The sequence below is a fragment of the Clostridium sediminicola genome (assembly GCF_050402865.1).
In the GTDB taxonomy this organism is placed as follows: domain Bacteria; phylum Bacillota; class Clostridia; order Clostridiales; family Clostridiaceae; genus Clostridium_AF; species Clostridium_AF sediminicola.
The window spans coordinates 104,585-127,469 of record NZ_BAABMF010000011.1 but is presented as its reverse complement, the minus strand read 5'-3'; the positions used below and the strand labels follow the sequence as shown (position 1 = coordinate 127,469).

The following is a 22,885-nucleotide window of genomic DNA, read 5'->3' as shown; positions in this document are numbered from 1 at the left end:
ATTTACAAAGGATGTGAAAACATGACAATAAGATCAAGATTGAAATATTCGCATGTTGCGATGGTATTAGTACCAGTTCTCTTAGTATCGTTGTTAATAGCTATTGCAAGACTACATTATATAAATAATTATCAAAAACCTCTCTCTAATACCTTTGAAAAAATTAATATAAAGGATATACCGAAAATTGCACAACCTTATATTAGAAAATTAAATAATATTATAGTAAATAATCCAGATAAGCTTCAAGATGTAGAGTTTTTAGATGATATAGATGATGTATTACTGAATATTGATGCTGGAATAGTGGTGATGAAGAATGAGGATGAGATTTATAATTCAGAAATCATTGAAGGATTTAACTATAAAAAACATCTGAATGATTTTGGAAAAAACACAGTGAAAAATTCAATAAATCATAGTGAATTTGAAAATGAACTACATTTAGTCCAACAAGAAGATTTTTACTTTACTGATGGAAGTACAGGAAGTATAGCAATTTTGTGTAGATTAGATTCAATTATTAGCCAAGTAAATAAAATTTCAATAATAATATTTTTATTTGTTATTATAATATTAATTGCAACCCATAGACTAATAACTTATTTTGTGAGTAAAGGAATAGTAGATCCCCTTAACAAACTTAGAATAGCAGCAAATGAAATAAAAGAAGGAAATCTAGATTATGAAGTTAATATAAATACAAAAGATGAGATTGGAGAATTATATCAATCTTTTGAAGAAATGAGGATAAGGTTAAAAGAATCACTACTTCAACAACAACAATATGAAGAAAATAGAAAAGAATTGATTTCTAATATATCTCATGATTTAAAAACACCAATTACATCAATAAATGGATATATTCAAGGAATCAGAGATGGAATTGCAGATACACCAGAAAAAATGGAAAGATATATAAATACAATAAGTGCTAAAGCTGATAATATGGATAAATTAATTGAAGAGTTGTTTTTATTTTCTAAGTTAGATTTAAAAAGGGTGCCTTTTAATTTTCAGAAAGTTAATATGACTGACTATTTAAAAGACTGCGTAGAAGAGGTGAGTTTTGATTTAAATAAAAATGAAATCGAACTTCAATTTATATATGAAGAAAAAAATATTTTTGTTATGGCAGACCCTCAACAATTAAAAAGGGTTATACTTAATATTATAACTAATGGTACCAAATATTTAGATAAAGATAGAAAAGGTAAATTAAAAATATCTTTAGAAGAAAAAGAAGAAAAAGTTATAGTTGCAATATCTGATAATGGAATAGGTATATCAAAAGATATGTTACCTTTTATTTTTGATAGATTTTATAGAGGAGATTCTTCAAGAAATTCCACAACAGGAGGAAGCGGATTGGGTCTTGCTATTTCAAAGAATATTATAGAAGAACATAAAGGTGAAATTTGGGTAGAAAGTACTTTAGGGAAAGGTACAACTATAATGTTTACACTATTTAAGTACGGTGGTTAAAAATGTGAAAATTTGGAGGGTAAATATTGAATAAAATACTTATTATTGAAGATGATGTTAGTATAGGCGAGTTAGAAAGAGATTATTTAGAGATTAATGGATATAAAGTAGATATAGAACATACAGGATTAAAAGGCTTGGAAACAGCATTAGAAAATCAATATAGTCTTATTATTTTAGATTTAATGTTGCCTGAAATAGATGGATTTGAGATATGCAAAAGAATTAGAAAGAATAAAGATATACCGATTTTATTAGTATCAGCAAAAAAAGAAGATATAGATAAAATTAGAGGGCTAGGATTAGGGGCAGATGATTATATAACAAAACCCTTTAGCCCTAGTGAATTAGTTGCTAGAGTAAATGCACACATATCTAGGTATGAGAGATTAACAAAAAAAAGTGTTGTTGATGACAATACTATTGAAATTAGAGGATTAAAAATTGAGGTGGAATCAAGAAGGGTATTCATAAATAATAAAGAGATAATTTTAACCTCAAAAGAATTTGATATTTTATTTCATTTAGCTACAAATCCAAATAAAGTTTTTAGTAAAGATAGAATATTTGAGAGTATATGGGGTTATGATTCTTTAGGTGAAATAGCCACTGTAACTGTTCATATAAGAAAAATTAGGGAAAAGATTGAAGAAGATCCATCAAATCCACAATATATAGAAACTATTTGGGGTGTTGGGTATAGATTTAAAGTTTAAATTTAATCAAGCTAATACATGGAAAGAGCCGTGTATTAGCTTTTTATATTATAAATAAAATAATGAAGAAATTTTTTATTAAAATATATTTTAAAATTTGGTATATTAAGTGTATTTTTTGTGTGACTAGAATAAAATAAAATTATGAAAAATTTTTAAATAAACTATTGATTTTCAATAATAAAATTTGTATAATTATCTAGGCAAAAGTTTAGTAGACGTAAACTTCAAGTTTAGTCTTACCTTATTTTTATATTATGGGTCGTCTCAATAATTAATTTTAATTTTCTTTTGAAAACATGAAAGTGTTATTTATTTTTAAAGGAAAATAGTATAAGTTGTTTTTTTCGACCCTCATGGAGGAGAACGAATTATATGGAACAAAATATAACTCCGCTATTTACCGCACTTAAAAATTATGATGCCTTGGGTGTATTACCATTCGACGTTCCAGGACATAAAAGAGGAAAAGGTAACCCCGAATTGGCAGAATATTTAGGAAAAAAAGTTCTTGAAGTAGATGTTAATTCTATGAAGGAATTAGATAATATTAGTAACCCTAATGGAGTTATCAAAAAAGCTGAAGAACTATTAGCAAAGGCGTATTCTGCGAAGTATGGTTTCTTTTTAATAAATGGAACCACTGGTGGAGTACAGGCAATGATAATGAGTGCATGTACTCCAGGGGATAAGATAATTATTCCAAGAAATGCTCATAAATCAGCAATTAATGGATTAATTTTGAGTGGTGCAATTCCAGTTTATATACAACCAGAAACAAGCAAAAAATTAGGTGTAGCAATGGGTGTTACATTTAAAAGTATAAAAAAAGCTATAGATGGAAATAGAGGAATAAAGGCAATATTTTTAATAAATCCAACTTATTATGGTGCAGTATCGGAAATAAAAAAGATAATTGATTATGCACATAAGAAAAATATATGTGTTCTTGTAGATGAAGCACATGGGGCACATTTTAAATTTCATAGAGACTTTCCTTACGAAGCAATGGAGATTGGGGCAGATATGGCTGCAGTTAGTTTGCATAAAACAGGTGGATCATTAACACAAAGTTCAGCTTTGTTATTGAACGAAGGTTTAATTGATAGATTTAAAGTAAAAACAGTATTGAATTTAACTCAAACTACAAGTGCATCTTATCTTTTGATGGCCAGTGTTGATGTGGCAAGGAAAAATTTAGCTGTAAATGGTGAAGAGATTTTTACGAATCTATTATTTCATCTGAGGAATGCTAGAAAAGAAATAAATATGATAGACGGCTTATATGCATTTGGGAAAGAACTGATCGGAACTGCTGGAGTATTTGATTTTGATGAATCAAAACTTGGAGTAAATGTATCAGGGTTAGGACTAACTGGTTTCGAAGTTTATGATATTTTGAGAGAAGAATATAAAATTCAAGTAGAGCTAGCGGATGTTTTGAATATTTTAGCAGTTGTAAGTATAGGAGATAGTGAGGAATCATTAGCCAAACTTGTAGATGCTTTAAAGGATATTAGCAAAAAATATAAAAAGAGTGAACCCTTAAACTATGAGGGTATAATACTACAAAATCCAGATTTAGTTGTATCACCAAGAAATGCTTTTTATGCAAGAAAAAAGAGGATACTTATAGAAAAATCAGCAGGACAAATAAGTGGAGAATCAATAATGATTTATCCACCTGGAATACCAATAATAACTCCAGGGGAACGAATAACTAAAGAAATAATAGATTATATTAAGTATTTGAAAAAACAAAAAAGTATGATAACGGATATTGAGGATTCCAAAATTGAATATATAAAAGTTCTTGGGATTTAAAATAATTAAATTAAAATGTATGAAGGAGTGGTAATTATGAGATTAGAACAATTAGGAAGACACATTTTAGTTGAGTATTATAACTGTGATAAAGAGATATTAAATAATACTGAATTGATAGAAAAATATATGAATGAAGCAGCAATAAAATCAAAAGCCACAATTGTACAAAGCTGTTTCCATACATTTAACCCCTGGGGAGTAAGTGGAGCTGTTATTATTCAAGAATCTCATTTAACAATCCACACATGGCCAGAATATGGGTATGCAGCAGTAGATTTATTTACATGTGGAGATAAAGTGAATCCATGGATAGGCTTTGAATATTTAGAAGATGCTTTAAAAGCTGAAAGAAGTGAATCTATGGAAGTGTCAAGAGGAATGGTTGATAAAATCAGAAGAATATCAAGGGAAGAATTAGGAGATATAAAATTTAAACCAGATAATATATAGTTAAAATTATTACTAAAAATACTAATTAGGGGTGTTTAGAATGGAATTATGGTATTCAGAGAAACATACAGATAATGTTAAACTTTCAATGAAAATAAAGGAACAATTATATTCAGAAAAAAGTCCTTTTCAGCAAATAGATATATTTGATACTTATGAATTTGGAAAGTTGCTTACAATAGATGGGTTAGTTATGGTTACAGAGAAAGATGAGTTCGTATATCATGATATGATAACTCATGTAGCTATGGCAACTAATCCTGAAATCAAGAGTGTTCTAGTTATTGGAGGTGGCGATGGGGGTACTGTTAGGGAACTTACAAAATATGATTCTATAAAAAATATTGATATGGTTGAAATAGATGAGATAGTTGTAAAAGCCTGCAGAGAACATTTTCAGCAAACAGCATGCAAATTAGATGATAATAGAGTATCATTGTATTTTGAAGATGGAATAAAGTTTGTCCAAGATAAACAAAATGTTTATGATTTGATAATTGTAGATTCTACTGATCCAATAGGCCCAGGAGAAGGATTGTTTACAAATGAATTTTATAATAATTGTCATAGTGCATTAACTGAGAATGGAATATTGGTAAATCAGAATGAAAGTCCTTTTTATGATAATAATGCAAGAGAAATGAAGAGAGCTAATAGTAAAATAAAAAATATTTTTCCTATTTGCAAAACATATCAATATAATACACCTTCTTACCCATCTGGATATTGGTTGTTTGGTTTTGCATCAAAGAAATTAGATCCAATTAAAAATCTAGATGCAGAAAAATGGAATTCAAGAGGTATAAAGACAAAGTATTATAATACGGATATTCATGTAGGTGCATTTGCTCTTCCTACGTATGTTAAGGAGATGCTAGATAATGCAACTGAATAAAAATGTTTTTACTTTTATGTCTTTTGATAATGAATATGATGAATCTGACGTTGTTGTATTTGGAAGTCCTTTTGATGGAACAACATCTTTTAGACCTGGAACTAGATTTGCCCCTAATATAATGAGAAACGAATCATATGGACTTGAAAGTTATAGTCCGTATTTAGACTTAGATTTAGAGGAATACAAAATATATGATGGGGGAGATTTAGAATTTCCTTTTGGAAATACAGAAAAAGTATTAGGGATAATAGAAGATTTTACAGATAATGTTGTGAAAGATGGTAAAGTACCACTCATGATTGGTGGAGAACATTTAGTTACGTTGCCAGCAGTTAAGTCTGTTTACAATAAGTATAATGATCTAGTTCTACTTCATTTTGATGCACATACTGATTTAAGAGAAGATTACCTTGGTGAAAAATTATCTCATGCTACTGTAATTAGAAGAATATGGGAGATTGTAGGGGATAATAAAATATATCAATTTGGTATTAGATCAGGTGAGAAGACAGAATTCTTATGGTCACAAAATCACACTTTTATGAATAAATTTAATTGTGATAAATTACATGAAGTTGTTAACCTAATAGGGGATAAACCAGTATATGTAACTATTGATTTGGATATTTTAGATCCATCAGTTTTTTCTGGAACAGGAACTATAGAGCCTGGTGGAATTACCTTTAAAGAAATGATGGAAGTAATAACACATATATCAAAATTGAATATTGTTGGAGCGGATATAGTTGAATTATCTCCACATTATGATGCAAGTGGTACATCTACAGCGGTTGCATGCAAAGTTTTAAGAGAAACTGTTTTGGCAATATGCAAAAAATAATTCTATATTATTAAATTTTAATTACTAACTATAAAAATATAAGCGGCTATCTCAGATAAAATCGGAGATAGCCCTTTTGTAACTTTTATAGCAGTGATGCTGCTTCTTTATCTAAAATTAAAGTTACGTCATTATGAAGTTGAAGAACTGATGCAGGATGAGTTGGTGTTATCTTTCCTTTAACAGCGTTATATATAGCTTCTGCTTTACCTTTTCCATTAGCTAATAAAATTATCTTTCTTGAATTCATTATTGTTTTAACTCCCATACTTATTGCTTTGGTTGGGACTTCTTCAATAGAGTCAAAAAATCTAGAATTTGCTTCTATTGTATCTTCAGTTAAGTTTACCAAATGAGTAGTTGCTTCAAAATTTATATTAGGTTCATTAAAACCAATATGTCCATTACCACCTATACCTAATATTTGCATATCTATTCCGCCAGATGATTTAATCATATTATCATAATTTTGACATTCAAAGTCTATATCATCTGTCATACCATTTGGAATATGAATATTTTCTTTGTTTATATCAATATGGTTGAATAAATTTTTTCTCATAAAGTAGTCATAGCTTTCAGTGTTATCTTTTTCAAGATTATAATATTCATCTAAATTAAATGTAACAATTTCGTTAAAACTTATTTCCTTATTGTTATACATATTTATTAATTCCCTGTACATACCTTCTGGAGTGGAGCCTGTTGCTAATCCTAAAACACTATTATTTTTTAGGGTGATTTGACTTGATATCATTCTTGCTGCTTTAATACTCATTTCATCATAGTTTTCAGTTATTATTATTTTCATTTACATCACCTTCCATAAACAATTTTGCCATTAACAAAAGTTTTATTTACTTCAAAACTATCGTTAAATATAGTAATATCAGCATTTTTACCTTTACTAATACTACCAATATATTCATCTAGTTTTAGTTCTCTGGCTTGATTCAAAGATGCCATTTTTATTACTTCCGGTAATGAGAGGTTTGTATTATTAAATATATTTTTAATAGCATTATTCATCTTTAATATACTACCAGCTAATGTACCATTTTCAAGTCTTGCTGAGTTATCATCGACAATTACTTTTAAACCACCTAAATCATAAGAACCTTTTTCTATATTACCAGCTTTCATGGAATCGGTTATCAATAATGTATGATCAATACCTTTTACATTTATGATAAATTGAAATAATGAAGGATGAATGTGAATCATATCTGCAATGATTTCACAATTTACATCTGTAGTAAAAGCAGCACCAACTACTCCAGGTTCTCTGTGTTTAAGAGGTGTCATTGCATTAAAGGTATGAGTTACATGACTTATACCCTCCTTTATAGCTTCTATTGCTGTTTCATAAGATGCCATAGTATGACCTATTGATAAAATGATATCACTATTTTCGGTTACTTTTTTAGCAAATTCAAAATTGTTATCTTTCTCAGGTGCATATGACACTATTTTTACTACATCCAAATGATTTTGTATTAATTTAAAATCAGGTAATAATATATATTTCTCATTTTGTGCCCCTTTATAAGATTTATTAATAAAGGGTCCTTCAAGATGTGCTCCTAAAACTGTTGCACCAGGCATCTTATCTTTCATTGCCAATCTTATAGTATTGAGAACTATTTGAATTTTTTCGTTACTCATTGTACATGTTGTAGGCAGAAAAGATGTAACGCCATTCTTTGCAATACTAGAGCTAATTGTTTTTAGAGCATCAATAGTTCCATCCATAGTATCACTTCCACCGTTACCATGAATGTGTACATCTATAAATCCTGGTGACACAAAGGCACCATTAGCATCTATAACTTCATCAAAAATACTATAGTCTAAATTATAATCATCTTTGATATCTTTAATTTTATCATCAAAAATTAAAACTTTTTCTTCTACGATGCTATCTTCTAATATGACTTTTCCATTTATGAGTGCTTTCATATTAATCATCTCCCAACTTAAAAGCAATTTCATATTTATACTTATTACTTGTAAAAATGGATTTGGTGAATTCTAGAGGGGTACTGTCTTTTAAGTATACTGTTCTCTCTATGTATAAAGCTAAAGGTGCATTTTCTAAATTTAAGAGTTCACTTTCGTAATCATTTAAAATGATTGGTTCAATAGTTTGATTATCGCTATAAACTGAGTAATTATATTTTTCTTCTAGTATAGAATATAAAGATTTTTCTTCTAGCTCTGATTTTGATAAATCTTTACACAAATAAAGGGGTAAATATGTTGTTTCAATGGCAAAAGGAACATCTTCAACTATTCTTAATCTTTTGATTTTTATTACTTTGTTATTTTTTTCGTTTAATTTTAGATTATTAAATACTTGCATATTTGCATCTTTAATTGCAAATTGAAGTAATTTAGAAGAAGTTTGTAACCCCATTTTTTTCATAGCACCTGTAAATCCTTTATTTAAATCGTATAATTGATGAAAGGTTTTAGGTTGTGACACAAAGGTACCTTTACCTTGTTCTCTATATAAAACGCCCTCATGAACTAAAGTCATAACTGCTTTTCTAGCAGTCATTCTGCTTATGTTTTGATACTCACATAATTCTCTTTCTGTTGGAATTAAATCACCAGGGTTTAGTTCATTATTATCAATCATTTCATTTAGTATTTCTTTTAATTGATAATAAAGTGGAAGGGGGTTATTTTTATTAACTTTTTTCATATAATCACCTCAAAACATTAATGTATTGTTGATATGTTGTATATACCAATTTTAACATGAAATTTTTACGTTTTCAAGCATAATTGATTTTCGAGGTGGAATAATATTTTTGAAAGGAGTTATCAAAATGGGATTTAAAGAAAAACTGTCTAATAAACAAAAGGCCGCAATGGGAATTAAACAAAGTGATAATGGTAACAACGGGAATTTAAATGAACCTAAAAAGAAGAATAAAAAATAAAAGTAGTTAATTTATAATTCAGGAGGATATTTTATGGCAAAGAAAGGTATTGAAAAAAGATCAGGGTCAAAAGAATCTAAACAAAAACATCAGGTAAATAATCAAAAAGGTAATACTACTAAATAATAGAAAAGCTCAAATATCAATCATATTTTGATATTTGAGCTTTTTTTATTATACATAGTGTATTTAAAGGTTAGAGAAGACACTATATATTGATGTAAGAAGGATTTTTCTAACGTCTCAAAATAATTAGCTTAAATAATGAGGTATAAGTTCAATAAGTACCTACATATATATTAGAAAAGAAGACTTTAATAGTAATCCATAAATTATGTGGAGGAGGGATAGTTTGGATTTTAAAAATATTATTCAGAAAGACCGCGAAAATAATAAGAAGAACAAGTTTGAGGGTACATTCCTTGATTATTTGGAAAAGGTAAAAGATGAGCCAGATATAGTTAAACTTGCACATAAAAGACTATATGACATAATTACAAGGGATGGCTTAAAGATACTAAAACCTGAAGAAAATCCAAGAATAAGAAAAATATACGGAAATGAAATTATAAAAAAATACAATTTTTTCAAAGATGAATTCTTTGGAATCGATAGAGTAATAATGAAATTGGTGAATTATTTTCATTCATCAGGAATGAAAGGTGAAGAATCAAGACAAGTTTTGTATTTAGTAGGACCTGTTGGAGCAGGAAAGTCTTCTTTAGTAGAAATCTTAAAGGGTGCCTTAGAGAGTAGTGAACCAATTTATTCTTTAGAAGGTTGTCCGATGAGAGAAGATCCATTACATTTGGTACCAAAACATTTAAGATCACAATTTGAAGAAGTTTTAGGAGTTAACATCGAAGGAGATTTATGTCCTGTATGTAGATATAAATTGAAACACGAATTTAATGGTGAATATGAAAGATTCCCTGTAGTTGCTACTGATTTTTCTATAAGATCAAGAAAAGGGATAGGTGTTGTGCCTCCAGTTGATCCAAATAATCAAGATACTAGTGTTCTTACTGGTAGTGTAGATATATCAAAGATGGACTTATATCCAGAAGATGATCCTAGAATACTTTCATTAAATGGTGCTTTCAATGTTGGTAATAGAGGTATGATAGAATTCATTGAAGTATTTAAAAATGATGTTGAATATTTGCATACTATTATTACAGCTACACAGGAAAAATCTATACCATCTCCTGGAAAAAATTCCATGATATACTTTGATGGAGTTATCATAGCTCATTCAAATGAGGCAGAATGGAATAAATTTAAATCAGATCATACTAATGAAGCTATATTAGATAGAATTGTTAAAATTGAAGTTCCTTATTGTCTCGAATTAAATGAAGAAATTAAAATTTATAATAAAATATTAAACAGAAGTTATTTTAAAGCACACATGGCACCACATACCATTGAAATAGCATCAATGTTTGCTATTTTATCAAGATTAGCTCCTTCAAATAAAGTTGATTCATTAACAAAGTTGAGAATATATAATGGTGAAGACATAGTAGAAAAAGGAACTACTAAAAAAATTAATGTAATGGAGTTAAAGGAAGAAGTTGCATCATTAAGAGAGGGAATGTCAGGAATCTCAACTAGATTTATTATTAAAAGTATAGACGATGCTTTATCTAATTCAGAATATGATTGTATTAATCCATTAAGTGTAATGGAAAGCTTAATTAAAGCAGTTAAAGAAGTAGATATAAGTGATGAAATAAAGAAAAAGTATCTAGCATTTATACAAGACACAATAAGGAAAGAGTATAATAAAATCCTTGAAAAAGAAATAACGAAAGCATTTATACAAAGTTTTAGAGAACAAGCAGAAAGCTTATTTGATAATTACCTTGATAATGCAGAAGCCTATGTGAATAAGAGTAAATTAAAAGATAAATCTACAGGTGAGGAATTAGAGCCAGATTTGAAATTTATGCGTTCAATTGAAGAGCAAATAGGTATTTCAGAGAATTCAGCTAAAGGATTTAGAACTGATGTAACTTCATATATGTTCTATTTGATTAGAAGTGGAGGCAAGTTAGATTATACTGCTTATGAACCATTAAAAGAAGCTATCGAATCTAAATTAACTGCATCAGTGAAAGATTTATCTAGAATAATAACAAAATCAAGAGTAAGAGATAAACAGCAAGCTAAAAAATATAATTCGATGGTAGAAGAAATGAAAGCTAATGGATATTGTGATCATTGTTGCAATGTTATATTAAAATATGCTGCAAATAACCTATGGAAGGATTGATTCCATGGCAATTTTCAGACAGTTTAATCCCATTGATCACGATAGAGCAGTAGAAGATAGAAGGCGTCATAAAGAACTAGTAAAAGATACAATTAAAAAAAATCTAGCAGATATTTTATCAGAAGAGAGCATTATAGGTCAGAGTAAGAACAAGAAAATCAAAATTCCTATTAGAGGTTTAAAGGAGTATCAATTTATTTATGGAAAAAACTCTAATGGAGTAGGTAGTGGAGATGGAAACCAAAAAAGAGGAGATAAAATAGGAACTGACAAATCTGATGGGAAGGGTCAAGGTAAAAATGGTGCGGGTAACAATGAGGGTGAAGATATTTATGAAACAGAAGTAACCATCGAAGATATACTCAACTATTTATTTGAAGAATTAGAACTTCCTAATATGAATAAGAAAAAATTCTCGGAAATTGAAACAGAAAATTCAACAAAAAGATCTGGTTACCAAAAAAGAGGAATAAGGCCGAGACTTGCAAAAAAAAGAACTGTTATGGAAAAACTCAAAAGAAGACAAGGATATATAAAAGGGCTAAGAGAACAAAATTTAGATGATAACATCGAAAGATTTCCATTTAACGAAGATGATTTAAGATACCATAGGATTAAGCCTACAATTAAAAAAGAATGTAATGCTTTGATAGCCTGTATTATGGATGTGTCAGGCTCTATGACTCAAAATAAAAAATATTTGGCTAGATCATTTTTCTTCCTTTTATATCAATTTGTAAAAATAAAGTATGTAAACGTAGAAGTGATATTTATTTCTCATACTACCACAGGGAAAGAAGTGAATGAGCATGATTTTTTCCATAAAGCAGAATCAGGTGGAACTTATATATCAAGTGGATATAACAAAGCGCTAGAAGTTATTGATGAAAGATATGACCCTGGAGTTTGGAATATATATGCTTTTCATGTAAGTGACGGAGATAACTGGGCTGATGACAATGAGAGAGCAGTAACTGCTGCAAACAACTTATGTGATATATCAAACTTATTTGGTTATGTAGAAATTGGAAGACAAAGTTACTACAATACTATAAAAGAAAAATTAAAAAAGGATGTTAAAAAGAATAATTTTACTACTGCATCCATAGAGTATAAAGAAGATTTATGGCCAACATTAAAGAGAATTTTAGTTCAAGATGTATTTAAGAGTTAAATTATTTAGTTTATAGTTTGCGGGTCACAATTCTCTATTGAAAAATACCATAAACTGAGGATTGTGACTTGTATATTTCAGTATGGTTAAACCACAAAAAGTAAGTTGAACTAAAATCAACCACAATATCTACCACAGATTAATGCGTTCTGACGCTATATATTGCAGATTAAAGATTTCTGACAATTCATATTGTGGTTGAAGTTCTACTAAATTACTTTTTATGGAATAACCTTAGTATGAATTTTGTTCAGCAAAATTCTAGAGCGGGGTGGTTCTTTGGACTATACAGTAGAAGAATTAATGCAATGGAATAATAGAATTGAGAAGATTGCGCAAAAAATAGGACTTAATTATTATCCACAAGAATTTGAAATAATTAGCTATAAAGATATGATTGCATATGAAGTTTATGTTGGAATGCCTTCAAAATATCCGCATTGGAGTTATGGTAAAGCATATGAAAGATTAAAAACATTATATCAGTATAATTTAACAGGGCTTCCATATGAAATGGTTATAAATTCCAATCCTTGTTTGGCATATTTAATGAAAGATAATTCTTTGTTACTTCAGGTATTAACAATTGCCCATGTATATGGTCATAATGATTTCTTCAAAAACAATAGAATGTTTACTGACGGAACAGATGCGGATTATACTTTAGAGTCATTTAAGAATAATGCTAGTTTTGTAAGAAGCTATATAAATGATCCAAGTATAGGCTATGCTGAGGTTGAAAAGATGATTGATGCAGCTCATGCAATAAAGTTTCAAACGTCTAAAGTTATTGGAGAAAAACGTATTACTCATGAAGAAATGGTAAAGAGAAAAATGGATTCTTATAAAAAAAATACTGATGAATTTGATATTTTAAAACCTTATAAAGAAGAAGAACCTCCAAAAATAGAAAAAATACCTATAGAACCGGAGGATGATTTAATTTATTTTATTTGTAAGTATGGAGAATTAGCAGAATGGCAAATTAATATTCTTGAAATTGTGAGAAAAGAGACTAAGTATTTTATTCCTCAAATTGAAACAAAAATTATGAATGAGGGATGGGCAAGTTATTGGCACTACAATATATTAAAAGAACTAGATTTGCCACAGTCAATGAATTTCGAATTTATTAAGAGACATAATGATGTAATTGCACCAATACTGGGTAGAATGAATCCTTATTATCTAGGATTTAAAATGTTTGAAGATATCGAAAAAAAATATGGAAGAGAGAAAATGTTCGAAGTAAGATTGATGGAGAGAGATTCGTCATTTATTAGACGATATCTTACTGAAGAATTGTGTCAAGAATTGAATTTATTCCAGTATGGGAAGCATGGCAGGGACTATATTGTTGAAGAGGTGCCTGATGATCCAGGTTGGAAAGAAATAAGGAACACTTTAAGTAATACTTGTGGAGTAGGAACTATTCCAAATATACGAGTTATAGATATGTCTCCTAGTGATAAAACTCTTACTATTGAACATGTTTATGATGGTAGAGAATTAGAGTTGGGATATGCAGAAAATACTGTAAAATACATTGTAGATTTATGGAAACATAAGGTAATCCTGAAAACAAAGAGGTTAGATAAAGAATTAAATATTATTTGTGATAAAAATAAAAACATAATGAAAAGATAAGGCTTTTATAGCCATATCTTTTTTATTTGGATTTATTTTAAGTAGCTGTTAATTTTGGGGCAACTTTTATAAATTACGAACAAGTTCGTAATTTATTTCAACTGTGACTTTTTAATTAATTGAATTAATTGTTCACTATATTTATATAAGATACATAGGATAATATATAATAATTTTTTGGAGTGCTAAGAGTGGTATACGTTTTGATTTTAGCCGGGGGAAAAGGGACAAGGCTATATCCATTATCCAGAGAGAAAAAACCAAAACAATTTTTAAATATAATTAATGAAAAAAGTTTTTTAAGAAATACAGTAGACAGAGTTAAATCTTTGGTGGATATAAAGAATATTTACATTATAACTAACAAAAAATATAAAGCGGATGTTATAGATGAAATAGATGAAATAAACGAAGATAATGTTTATGTGGAACCAGCAAATAAAGAGACTGCTACTTGTATAGGGCTATCAGCGATTAAATTGTTAAAAAAAGACAAAGATGCGGTTATGCTTGTATTACCTTCAGATCATCATATACAAGGTGAAAAAAAGTTTTTAGATACAATTAAAGTTGCATTAGAGATTGCTCAAAAAAGAAGAGGCTTAGTTACTCTTGGAATAGAACCTACTAGACCTGAGACAGGATATGGTTATATCAAGATGGGAGAAAGAATGTATGGTAAAATGCCAACTTATAAAGTAGATAGATTTACTGAAAAACCTAATATTGAGGTGGCAAAGGATTTTCTTATAACAGGTTCATATTTATGGAATAGCGGTATGTTTGTTTGGCGAGTAGACGTGTTCTTAAGAGAAATGGAAAAATATTTACCAAAGACCTATAAAAATTTAATGGAAATATATAAATACATTGATACAGATGAGGAAGAAACAATAATAGATCAACAATATAATTTAATAGATGGTATTTCTGTTGACTTCGGAATAATGCAAAAAACTAGAAAGGCCTATGTAATTAAATGTAATTTTGAATGGGATGATATTGGGAGTTTTTCTGCATTAGCTAGATTTTTTGATAGCTATAGAGGGAATAATATAAAAGGAAACACTTTCTTAGAACAAAGTGAAAATTGCGATGTATTTGGTAATAAGAAACTAATAATTGGGTTCGGGTTAAAAGACCTAATTATAATTAATACAGATGATGTTTTGTTGGTAATGCCAAAAGATAAGGAACAAGAAATAAAGTATTTAGTTAATAGATTGGTAGAAGATAATAAAAAAGAGTATCTGTAACGAGTGAAAAGTATTAAATAATAATCATTATTTAATACTTTACATTATTAGTTAAGTAATATATAATTAAATTAGAAAAAGCAAGGGAAAACAAAAGTGCAATTAAGGAGGATAAAAGGATGATCAGCGAAAGATTATTTAGTGAATTGAACAAACAAATAAATTATGAATTATATTCTTCTCATTTTTATTTAGCGATGGCGGCATACGCTGCTTCGGAAGATTTACCAGGATTTGAAAATTTTTTCAAAGTTCAAGCTGAAGAAGAAAATTTTCATGCGATGAAAATTTTTAATTATATTAATGAAATGGGAGGAAGAGTAAAGTTAGAATCGCTCCATACGCCAGAAAATGACTTTGAGTCTCTAATAGATGTATTTTCAAAAGGATTAGAACATGAAAAGTTTGTTACTAGCAGAATATACTTATTAACAGATATTGCAACTGAAGAAAGAGAACATGCTACAATAAGTTTTTTGAAGTGGTTCATAGATGAACAGGTAGAAGAAGAATCAAATTTTTCAACAATACTAAGCAAATTGAAAAGAGTCGGAGAAGATAATAACGGCATATACATGATTGATTCAGACTTAGCACAACGAGTATTTACACCACCGGTTTAATAGATTTATGCAGGAGACCTTAGATTAGGTCTCTTTGTTCTTGTGTACATGGTATAATATTATTATAAAGAGATTAATGTATGGATAGACTATATAGAAAGTTTAGCTATATTAGAATTGGAGGAGTTTATTTTGGAACAATTTAGATATTATATGCCTACAGAAGTTTTTTATGGAAAAGATATACTCAAAGAAAAAATTGATTTATTAAAAGTGTTTGGGAAGAAAGCTTTTATTATTACAGGAAAATCATCTTCTAAAAAAAATGGTTCATTAGATGAGATAAAAAAATTAATGAATGAAATTGGCTGTAAATACCTAGTATTTAATGAAGTAGAAGAGAATCCATCAATTGATACTGTTAAAAAAGCTGGTGAAATTGGAAGAAAGGAAAATGTTGATTTTATTATTGGAGTAGGAGGAGGATCTCCTATAGATGCCGCAAAAGGTATTGGTGTATATATTAATAACAACAATTTCCAAGTAGAAGATTTATTTAATGGACCTAGATTAGAATCTATACCAATTATTGCGATACCAACAACAGCGGGAACTGGCACTGAAGTTACACCATTCGCTATATTTACTGATCATAGAACAAAAACAAAAAGAAACTTTTTTCACAAAGTTTTTCCTAGATATGCCTTCTTAGATGCGAAATATTTGGAAACTTGTCCAGATGAGGTTACTGTTAATACTAGTATTGATGCATTATCTCATTTAATGGAAGGGTATTTAAATGTCAATGCCAACATAATAAGTGATTCTTCGGCAGAAAAAGGATTTAGGTTGTTTTCAGAGTGCAAAGAGGAATTATTAGAAAGAAAATATTCTTTTGAAATTAGAGAAAAACTGCTGTTAATGTCTACTTTAGGTGGATTAGTCATTGCTCAATGTGGTACTTCATTACCTCATGGCATGGGATACCATCTAACTTATTTTCATGGAGTTCCACATGGTAAGGCGAATGGACTTGTTCTGGAAGGTTATTTAAAATTATGTAATGAGACTAACAAAGAAAAAGTAAAAATGTTTTTATTATTAACTGGATTTGAATCAGTAAAAGAATTTGGAGAGTATTTGATCAAATTGTTTGGTACTGAGTTTAAACTGGGTGAGGAAGATATTATTAAGTATGCAGAAGCTATGAGTAAAAATGAAATGAAATTAAAAAATCATCCTGGAAAAGTTGATTTTGAAGTATTAAAAAATATATATGAAGTAAATCTAAAATAAGACTTTCGCTTAGCGAAAGTCTTTTGAATATTTTAAAAGAAATTTCATATAAATAAACTACAGAAGGAAAAAAATACAATAAATACAAATATATTAAAAGTCTGTAAACACCTCTATTGCAATATTGACTTTTAGTCATTTGGTTCTATAATGAAATATAGAACCTAACATTGAAGAGTTAAACTAAATTAATCTTACATTATAACTACTTCGTTAATATAAAATATTTAAGGGGGAATAAACATGGGAATTAAGGACAACATAGAAAAAAGCGTTAAGCAAACTTTACTTAAGAAAGTTGTGGATACCATTTATAAAAACCCAGAAGAAAATGTTGATAAAATATTTGAATTGATCAAGAAAATGACAAAAGATGATAAACAGATTCAACAAATTGACTATGTTTATAAATTCTATAAAACACAACCTGCAACCTACAAATTAATTCAAAATATCCTTAAGGATACAAATAAAAAGTGTTTAGAAAAATTTGTTACTAACTTTTTTGCAAATGCTAATTGGTTTGCTGGATCTAAAAGAGCTAAGATGTTAGAAAAGGAAGATACAAAAATTCCATTTGTGTTATTGATAAGTCCAACAATGCAATGTAATTTGAGATGTAATGGATGTTATGCAACTGACATGTTGAACAAGCCTAAAATGTCTATTGAAGAAGTGGACAGAATTATAGGAGAAGCAAGAGATTTAGGAATTTATTATATAATAGTATTAGGTGGCGAGCCATTTTTCTATAAAGAATTATTGGATATTTATGAGAAATATGATGATGTTATGTTCTCTCCATTTACGAATGGTACTATGATTGATGATGAAATAGCAGATAGACTTCAAAAATCAGGCAATGTATTCCCAATGTTATCAGTTGAAGGAAAAGAAAAAGAAACTGATGCAAGAAGAGGAAAAGGTGTTTATAAAAAAGTAATGCATTCTATGGATTTATTAAATGATAGAGGGATTTTATTTGGAATATCTACAGCGGTAACAAGAACAAATATTGATTCAGTATTATCGGATGAATTTGTAGATGAGCTAGTTAGAAAAGGCGCAAAAATGAACTGGTATTTCTTGTTCATGCCTGTTGGAACAAAAGAACCTAATTTTAACATGATGTTGACACCAGAGCAAAGAGTGTATTTAGGTAAAAGAAGTAGAGAAATAAGAAGAACAAAACCTTATTTTACAATAGATTTCTTTAATGATGCTCCATATGTTGGTGGATGTATAGCAGGTAAATTCTTCTGCCATGTTAATGTAAATGAAGATGTAGAACCTTGTATTTTTGCGCACTTTGCTTCAAAAAATTTAAAAGGAAAACCTTTAGTTGAAGCATTCAGAGATCCTTTCTTTAAAGAACTTAGACATATACAACCATATAACAAAAATATGCTTAGACCTTGTATGATGATAGACAATCCTGAAGTAGTAAGAGATGTTTGTTCAAAAGTTGGAGCAAAACCTACAGATGATGGTGGACAAATTATGCTTCATGATAAAAATTTTATTGATAATATCAAAAAGATTTCAGAAGAGTGGAAACCTTATGCGGATAAAGAATGGGAAAAAGTATTCAATGAAAAAGGAAATGATAAGTTTTCAAAAGGATAGCGAACTAAAAAACATCTCAATTGTTTGAGGTGTTTTTTAGTATCTGAAATAAAATGCGAACTAAAATAGTGACAAGTGATAAGTTACAAGTGACAAGTTGATGATGATTTTCTTACAGAAAATCTTTAAACTAAGCTTTTATCATCTTCGATGATGGAAACTGTACTTTTGCTACGCAAAAGGATTCTTTTTATCTTTTGTTTAATTAAAAGCTTTCGTTTACGAAAGGTATCCATAACTTGTCACTTATCACTTGTAACTTGTCACTATAAATTGCGAAGTGCTTTTCTTCGCTATTTATAATAAGTCTGTCTTAAAATAACTATTGATTTAAAAGAGAGGGTTTGATATTATAAATATAGAAAAGGTTTTCTATGAAAGGGGAGTATAAAAAATGTCTATATTAGTTTGTGGAGGAGCAGGGTATATTGGTAGCCATATGGTTGCTGAATTGCTTGAAAATGGAGAAGAAGTGGTTATCTTAGATAATTTTCAAAAGGGGCATAGAGATGCGATTCTAGATGGCAAAATTTATGAAGGTGACTTAAGAGACAGGGCTATCTTAGATAAAGTTTTTACTGAAAATAAAATTGAAGCTGTTATTGATTTTGCGGCAGATTCTCTTGTTGGAGAAAGTGTTGAAAATCCAATAAAATATTTTGAAAATAATGTAGGTTCAACATTGAGCTTATTAAAAGCAATGAATGATTATGGTGTTTATAAAATTGTGTTTTCTTCAACAGCAGCTACTTATGGGGAGCCTGAAAACACACCAATTCTTGAAGAAGATAAAACTTTTCCAACAAATCCTTATGGAGAATCAAAATTAGCTGTTGAAAGAATTCTTAAATGGTGTGATAATGCTTATGGAATAAAATATACTGTTTTGAGATATTTTAATGCTGCTGGAGCGCATGTTAGTGGCAAAATTGGAGAAGATCATAGACCTGAATCTCATCTAATACCAATAATATTACAAGTGGCTCTTGGAAAAAGAGATAAAATAATGATTTTTGGGGATGACTATGATACAGAAGATGGTTCATGCGTTAGAGATTATATTCATGTAACTGACTTAGCATCTGCTCATTTGATGGCTCTTAACAAATTGAGAGATGGTGGAGAAAGTAAAACATATAATCTAGGTAATGGGAAAGGATTTTCTGTAAAAGAAGTAATAGATGTTACAAGAAAAGTCACTGGAAAAGAAATAAAAGCTGAAATAGCAGAGAGAAGACCAGGCGATCCAGCAATATTAATAGCTTCTTCTGAAAAAGCAAAAAAAGAATTAGATTGGAAACCTAGGTATGATTCATTAGAAACTATAATAGAAACTGCTTGGGAATGGCATAATAATCATCCAGATGGATACATGAAATAAATTGTGTCATTACTTCCACATTTTATTTCAGTGGACAATGCACAGTTTACAGTGCACAGTTAAGGATTATTTTCTTTCAGAAAATCTTTAACTAAGTCTTTATCTGCTTTGCAGATTGAAATAAGGTACTTTTACTCCGTGAAAGGTATCCATAACTTATAACTTAAACCTTACAACTATTAATTGCTTTGCATTTCTAATAAAATAAAAAAGGTAGGTAAATACATGGCAGTTACAATAAACGATGTGGCGAGAGAAGCAGGTGTGTCTATAACTACTGTTTCTAGAGTTCTAAATAATAATTATCCTGTAAAAAAAGAAACAAGAATCAAAGTAGAAGAAACAATAAAACGTCTTAATTATAAGCCTAATGAAATGGCTAGAAGTTTAATAACAAAGAAGACATCTATGATTGGTGTTGTTGTACCTGGGATAACAAACTTGTTTTTCCCTACAATAGTAGAAGAATTTGAGAATAATGTAAAAGCTAAAGGATATTCCATATCGCTGTCTAATACCTATGGAGATGTAGCTGAAGAGAAAAAACTTATTGAGACACATAAATCCAGACAAATAGATGGTATGATAGTAATTAATCCAACTTATGAAAATATGGAAAAGGGGCTTATAGATAATATAAGTAGTACTATTCCTACGATTGTTATCAATGGTTCTGGAAAAGGTGCTGATAGTAATTTTATATCATATGATGAAGAAGTTGGTACTAAGGAAGCTTTTAGATATTTATTGGAGTTAAATCATACTAAAATTGCTTTTGTACGGGGTAAAAAAAGTTATTCCTATGATATTAAGCAAAAAATATATGAAAATATTATAGAAGAGAAACACTTAGACTATAAAAATATACTTACAGTTAAACAAAGTAACAGTGTGGATGTAGTAGAAATAGTTGAAAAGAAAATTATAGAATTGCTTTCAGATAAAGATAGGCCAACTGCAATATTTGCTTGCAATGAGCTTATGGCTCTAGGTGTAATTAATGCGTCTAAAAATTTAGGATTGAAAATTCCTGATGATATTTCATTAATAAGTTGTGACAATACCTTATTATCTAAGATTTGTAGTCCTAAGCTAACAACAATTGATTTAAGAATGAAGGAGATTGGGAAAAAAGCAGCGTTAGAATTGATTAATATTATTGAGAAAGAGATAAAAAATAAAAGGAAAATTGTATTAAATACTAAACTTATTATTCGAGATAGTTGTAGAAGTATATAGGTTATTATTTAATTAAGTAGCATATAGAAAAGAGTATATTGACTGTTTATAGAAAAGGTTTTCTGAAAGAGTTTATTTAGGAGGTTTTATGATGGAATACAAAGAGCTAGTAAGTGAATTTAAAAAAATATATGGTGATAAGGGATATAAAAGCTTTTTTTCTCCGGGTAGAGTTAATTTAATAGGAGAGCATATTGATTATAATGGAGGATATGTATTTCCATGTGCTTTACAATTTGGAACTTATGGGATAGTAAGTAGAAGAGATGATAACATAATAAATTTAGCTTCCACTAATTTTGATTTGAAAGTTTCTGTCCAATTAGAGAATATTAAATTTTTTGAAGATGATGATTGGGCAAATTATCCCAAAGGTGTAATTAAAATTATGAAGGAAAAAGGATATGATGTTGGTGGAATGGATATTTTAATATGTGGAAATATTCCAAATGGAGCAGGATTATCATCATCGGCGTCTCTTGAATTACTTATAGGGGTAATAGTTAATAATTTATTTAATAATGACAAAATTGATAGAGTAGAGCTAGTTAAAATCGGTCAAAATTGTGAAAATAATTTTGTTGGAGTAAACTGTGGTATCATGGATCAGTTTGCAGTAGGAATGGGTAAAAAGAATAAAGGAATTTTATTGGATTGTAATACATTAGAATATAAATATGCTGATGTAGATTTAAAAGAGTATACTCTTGTTTTAATGAATACAAATAAGAGACGAGCCCTAAATGAATCGAAATACAATGAAAGAAGAGCAGAGTGTGAAGAAGCTCTTAATATATTAAAACAATATAAGGATATTAATAGTCTTTGTGTTTTATCCACAGATGATTTTATTCAATTACAGAATAAAATTGAGAATGAAACTGTTAGAAAAAGAGTACAGCATGCAGTTTTCGAAAATAATAGGGTTAAAGAATCTTTTGATTACTTAAATAATGGGGACATAATTAAATTTGGAGAAATTTTAACTGGTTCACATAATTCCTTAAGGGATTTATATGAGGTTACTGGAAAAGAGCTTGATACTATAGTATCTGAATCTTTAAAAGTAGATAGTTGTATTGGAGCTAGAATGACAGGTGCAGGATTTGGAGGGTGTGCCATAGCCTTAGTTTTATCATCTGAAATTAAAGAGTTTACTAAAATGGTTAAAGATAGGTATACTAAAAAAATTGGATATGAACCAAGTTTTTATTTTAGTGGAATTGGAAAAGGAACACATGAGATAGTTTAAATATAAAA

General features: G+C 28.9%; 20 protein-coding genes. 17 read left to right on the top strand and 3 right to left on the bottom strand.

Annotated features, from left to right (window positions below):
* The first annotated feature begins 21 nt into the window (after positions 1 to 21).
* The 6 genes from ACQ3F0_RS17175 to speB all read left to right on the top strand — a co-directional run bounded on the left by ACQ3F0_RS17175 (position 22) and on the right by speB (position 6,217).
* Complete coding sequence (locus ACQ3F0_RS17175) at positions 22 to 1,485, top strand: sensor histidine kinase (protein WP_428866584.1); 1,464 nt, start codon at positions 22 to 24, stop codon at positions 1,483 to 1,485.
* A gap of 26 nt (positions 1,486 to 1,511) precedes the next feature.
* Positions 1,512 to 2,201: a response regulator transcription factor gene (locus tag ACQ3F0_RS17170; RefSeq protein WP_428866583.1), complete on the top strand. Its 690-nt coding sequence runs from the start codon at positions 1,512 to 1,514 to the stop codon at positions 2,199 to 2,201.
* A gap of 375 nt (positions 2,202 to 2,576) precedes the next feature.
* Positions 2,577 to 4,025 carry an aminotransferase class I/II-fold pyridoxal phosphate-dependent enzyme gene (locus tag ACQ3F0_RS17165; RefSeq protein ID WP_428866582.1) on the top strand — a complete coding sequence of 483 codons (1,449 nt, stop codon included), beginning with the start codon at positions 2,577 to 2,579 and terminating at the stop codon, positions 4,023 to 4,025.
* Between the two features lie 36 nt (positions 4,026 to 4,061).
* A complete protein-coding gene (gene speD, locus ACQ3F0_RS17160) occupies positions 4,062 to 4,478 on the top strand; it encodes an adenosylmethionine decarboxylase (protein WP_428866581.1) in 417 nt (138 codons plus the stop codon).
* Positions 4,479 to 4,518: 40 nt separating this feature from the next.
* Entirely contained in the window at positions 4,519 to 5,373 is an 855-nt protein-coding gene (gene speE, locus ACQ3F0_RS17155; protein ID WP_428866580.1) for a polyamine aminopropyltransferase, read from the top strand.
* Entirely contained in the window at positions 5,360 to 6,217 is an 858-nt protein-coding gene (gene speB, locus ACQ3F0_RS17150; protein WP_428866579.1) for an agmatinase, read from the top strand. Before speE ends, speB begins: the two co-directional genes overlap by 14 nt.
* 85 nt (positions 6,218 to 6,302) lie before the next feature.
* On the opposite strand, the gene nagB is transcribed toward speB, so the two are convergent.
* From nagB to ACQ3F0_RS17135, 3 genes are read right to left on the bottom strand one after another with little or no spacing between them, the layout of a single operon-like run.
* Positions 6,303 to 7,028: a glucosamine-6-phosphate deaminase gene (gene nagB / locus ACQ3F0_RS17145; RefSeq protein ID WP_428866578.1), complete on the bottom strand. Its 726-nt coding sequence runs from the start codon at positions 7,026 to 7,028 to the stop codon at positions 6,303 to 6,305.
* Between the two features lie 5 nt (positions 7,029 to 7,033).
* Positions 7,034 to 8,176, bottom strand: a complete 1,143-nt coding sequence (gene nagA / locus ACQ3F0_RS17140; protein ID WP_428866577.1) for an N-acetylglucosamine-6-phosphate deacetylase — start codon at positions 8,174 to 8,176, stop codon at positions 7,034 to 7,036.
* 1 nt (position 8,177) lies between these two features.
* Complete coding sequence (locus ACQ3F0_RS17135; protein WP_428866576.1) at positions 8,178 to 8,924, bottom strand: GntR family transcriptional regulator; 747 nt, start codon at positions 8,922 to 8,924, stop codon at positions 8,178 to 8,180.
* Between the two features lie 109 nt (positions 8,925 to 9,033).
* On the opposite strand from ACQ3F0_RS17135, the gene ACQ3F0_RS17130 reads away from it, so the two are divergent.
* The 11 genes from ACQ3F0_RS17130 (at position 9,034) to ACQ3F0_RS17080 (ending at position 22,877) form a co-directional block, all read left to right on the top strand.
* Positions 9,034 to 9,165 (top strand): hypothetical protein, encoded by a 132-nt coding sequence (locus ACQ3F0_RS17130; RefSeq protein ID WP_428866575.1) that lies wholly within the window; start codon positions 9,034 to 9,036, stop codon positions 9,163 to 9,165.
* A 352-nt stretch (positions 9,166 to 9,517) separates the two neighbouring features.
* Positions 9,518 to 11,443, top strand: a complete 1,926-nt coding sequence (locus ACQ3F0_RS17125) for a serine protein kinase (protein ID WP_428866574.1) — start codon at positions 9,518 to 9,520, stop codon at positions 11,441 to 11,443.
* A gap of 4 nt (positions 11,444 to 11,447) precedes the next feature.
* On the top strand, positions 11,448 to 12,617 hold the full coding sequence (gene yhbH / locus ACQ3F0_RS17120) for a sporulation protein YhbH (protein ID WP_428866573.1): 1,170 nt from the start codon (positions 11,448 to 11,450) through the stop codon (positions 12,615 to 12,617).
* 279 nt (positions 12,618 to 12,896) lie between these two features.
* Positions 12,897 to 14,264 carry a SpoVR family protein gene (locus ACQ3F0_RS17115; RefSeq protein WP_428866572.1) on the top strand — a complete coding sequence of 456 codons (1,368 nt, stop codon included), beginning with the start codon at positions 12,897 to 12,899 and terminating at the stop codon, positions 14,262 to 14,264.
* A 191-nt stretch (positions 14,265 to 14,455) separates the two neighbouring features.
* A complete protein-coding gene (locus ACQ3F0_RS17110; RefSeq protein WP_428866571.1) occupies positions 14,456 to 15,520 on the top strand; it encodes a mannose-1-phosphate guanylyltransferase in 1,065 nt (354 codons plus the stop codon).
* A gap of 119 nt (positions 15,521 to 15,639) precedes the next feature.
* Positions 15,640 to 16,143, top strand: coding sequence for a ferritin (locus ACQ3F0_RS17105; protein ID WP_428866570.1), 504 nt, complete (start codon positions 15,640 to 15,642; stop codon positions 16,141 to 16,143).
* A 132-nt stretch (positions 16,144 to 16,275) separates the two neighbouring features.
* The gene (locus tag ACQ3F0_RS17100) at positions 16,276 to 17,379 is read left to right on the top strand and encodes an iron-containing alcohol dehydrogenase family protein (RefSeq protein ID WP_428866569.1); all 1,104 of its coding nucleotides are present in this window, start codon (positions 16,276 to 16,278) and stop codon (positions 17,377 to 17,379) included.
* Positions 17,380 to 17,622: 243 nt separating this feature from the next.
* Positions 17,623 to 19,005 carry a radical SAM/SPASM domain-containing protein gene (locus ACQ3F0_RS17095; RefSeq protein ID WP_428866568.1) on the top strand — a complete coding sequence of 461 codons (1,383 nt, stop codon included), beginning with the start codon at positions 17,623 to 17,625 and terminating at the stop codon, positions 19,003 to 19,005.
* A gap of 394 nt (positions 19,006 to 19,399) precedes the next feature.
* Complete coding sequence (galE, locus tag ACQ3F0_RS17090; protein ID WP_428866567.1) at positions 19,400 to 20,386, top strand: UDP-glucose 4-epimerase GalE; 987 nt, start codon at positions 19,400 to 19,402, stop codon at positions 20,384 to 20,386.
* A gap of 225 nt (positions 20,387 to 20,611) precedes the next feature.
* The gene (locus ACQ3F0_RS17085) at positions 20,612 to 21,625 is read left to right on the top strand and encodes a LacI family DNA-binding transcriptional regulator (RefSeq protein WP_428866566.1); all 1,014 of its coding nucleotides are present in this window, start codon (positions 20,612 to 20,614) and stop codon (positions 21,623 to 21,625) included.
* A 91-nt stretch (positions 21,626 to 21,716) separates the two neighbouring features.
* On the top strand, positions 21,717 to 22,877 hold the full coding sequence (locus tag ACQ3F0_RS17080; RefSeq protein ID WP_428866565.1) for a galactokinase: 1,161 nt from the start codon (positions 21,717 to 21,719) through the stop codon (positions 22,875 to 22,877).
* The last annotated feature ends 8 nt before the right edge of the window (positions 22,878 to 22,885 follow it).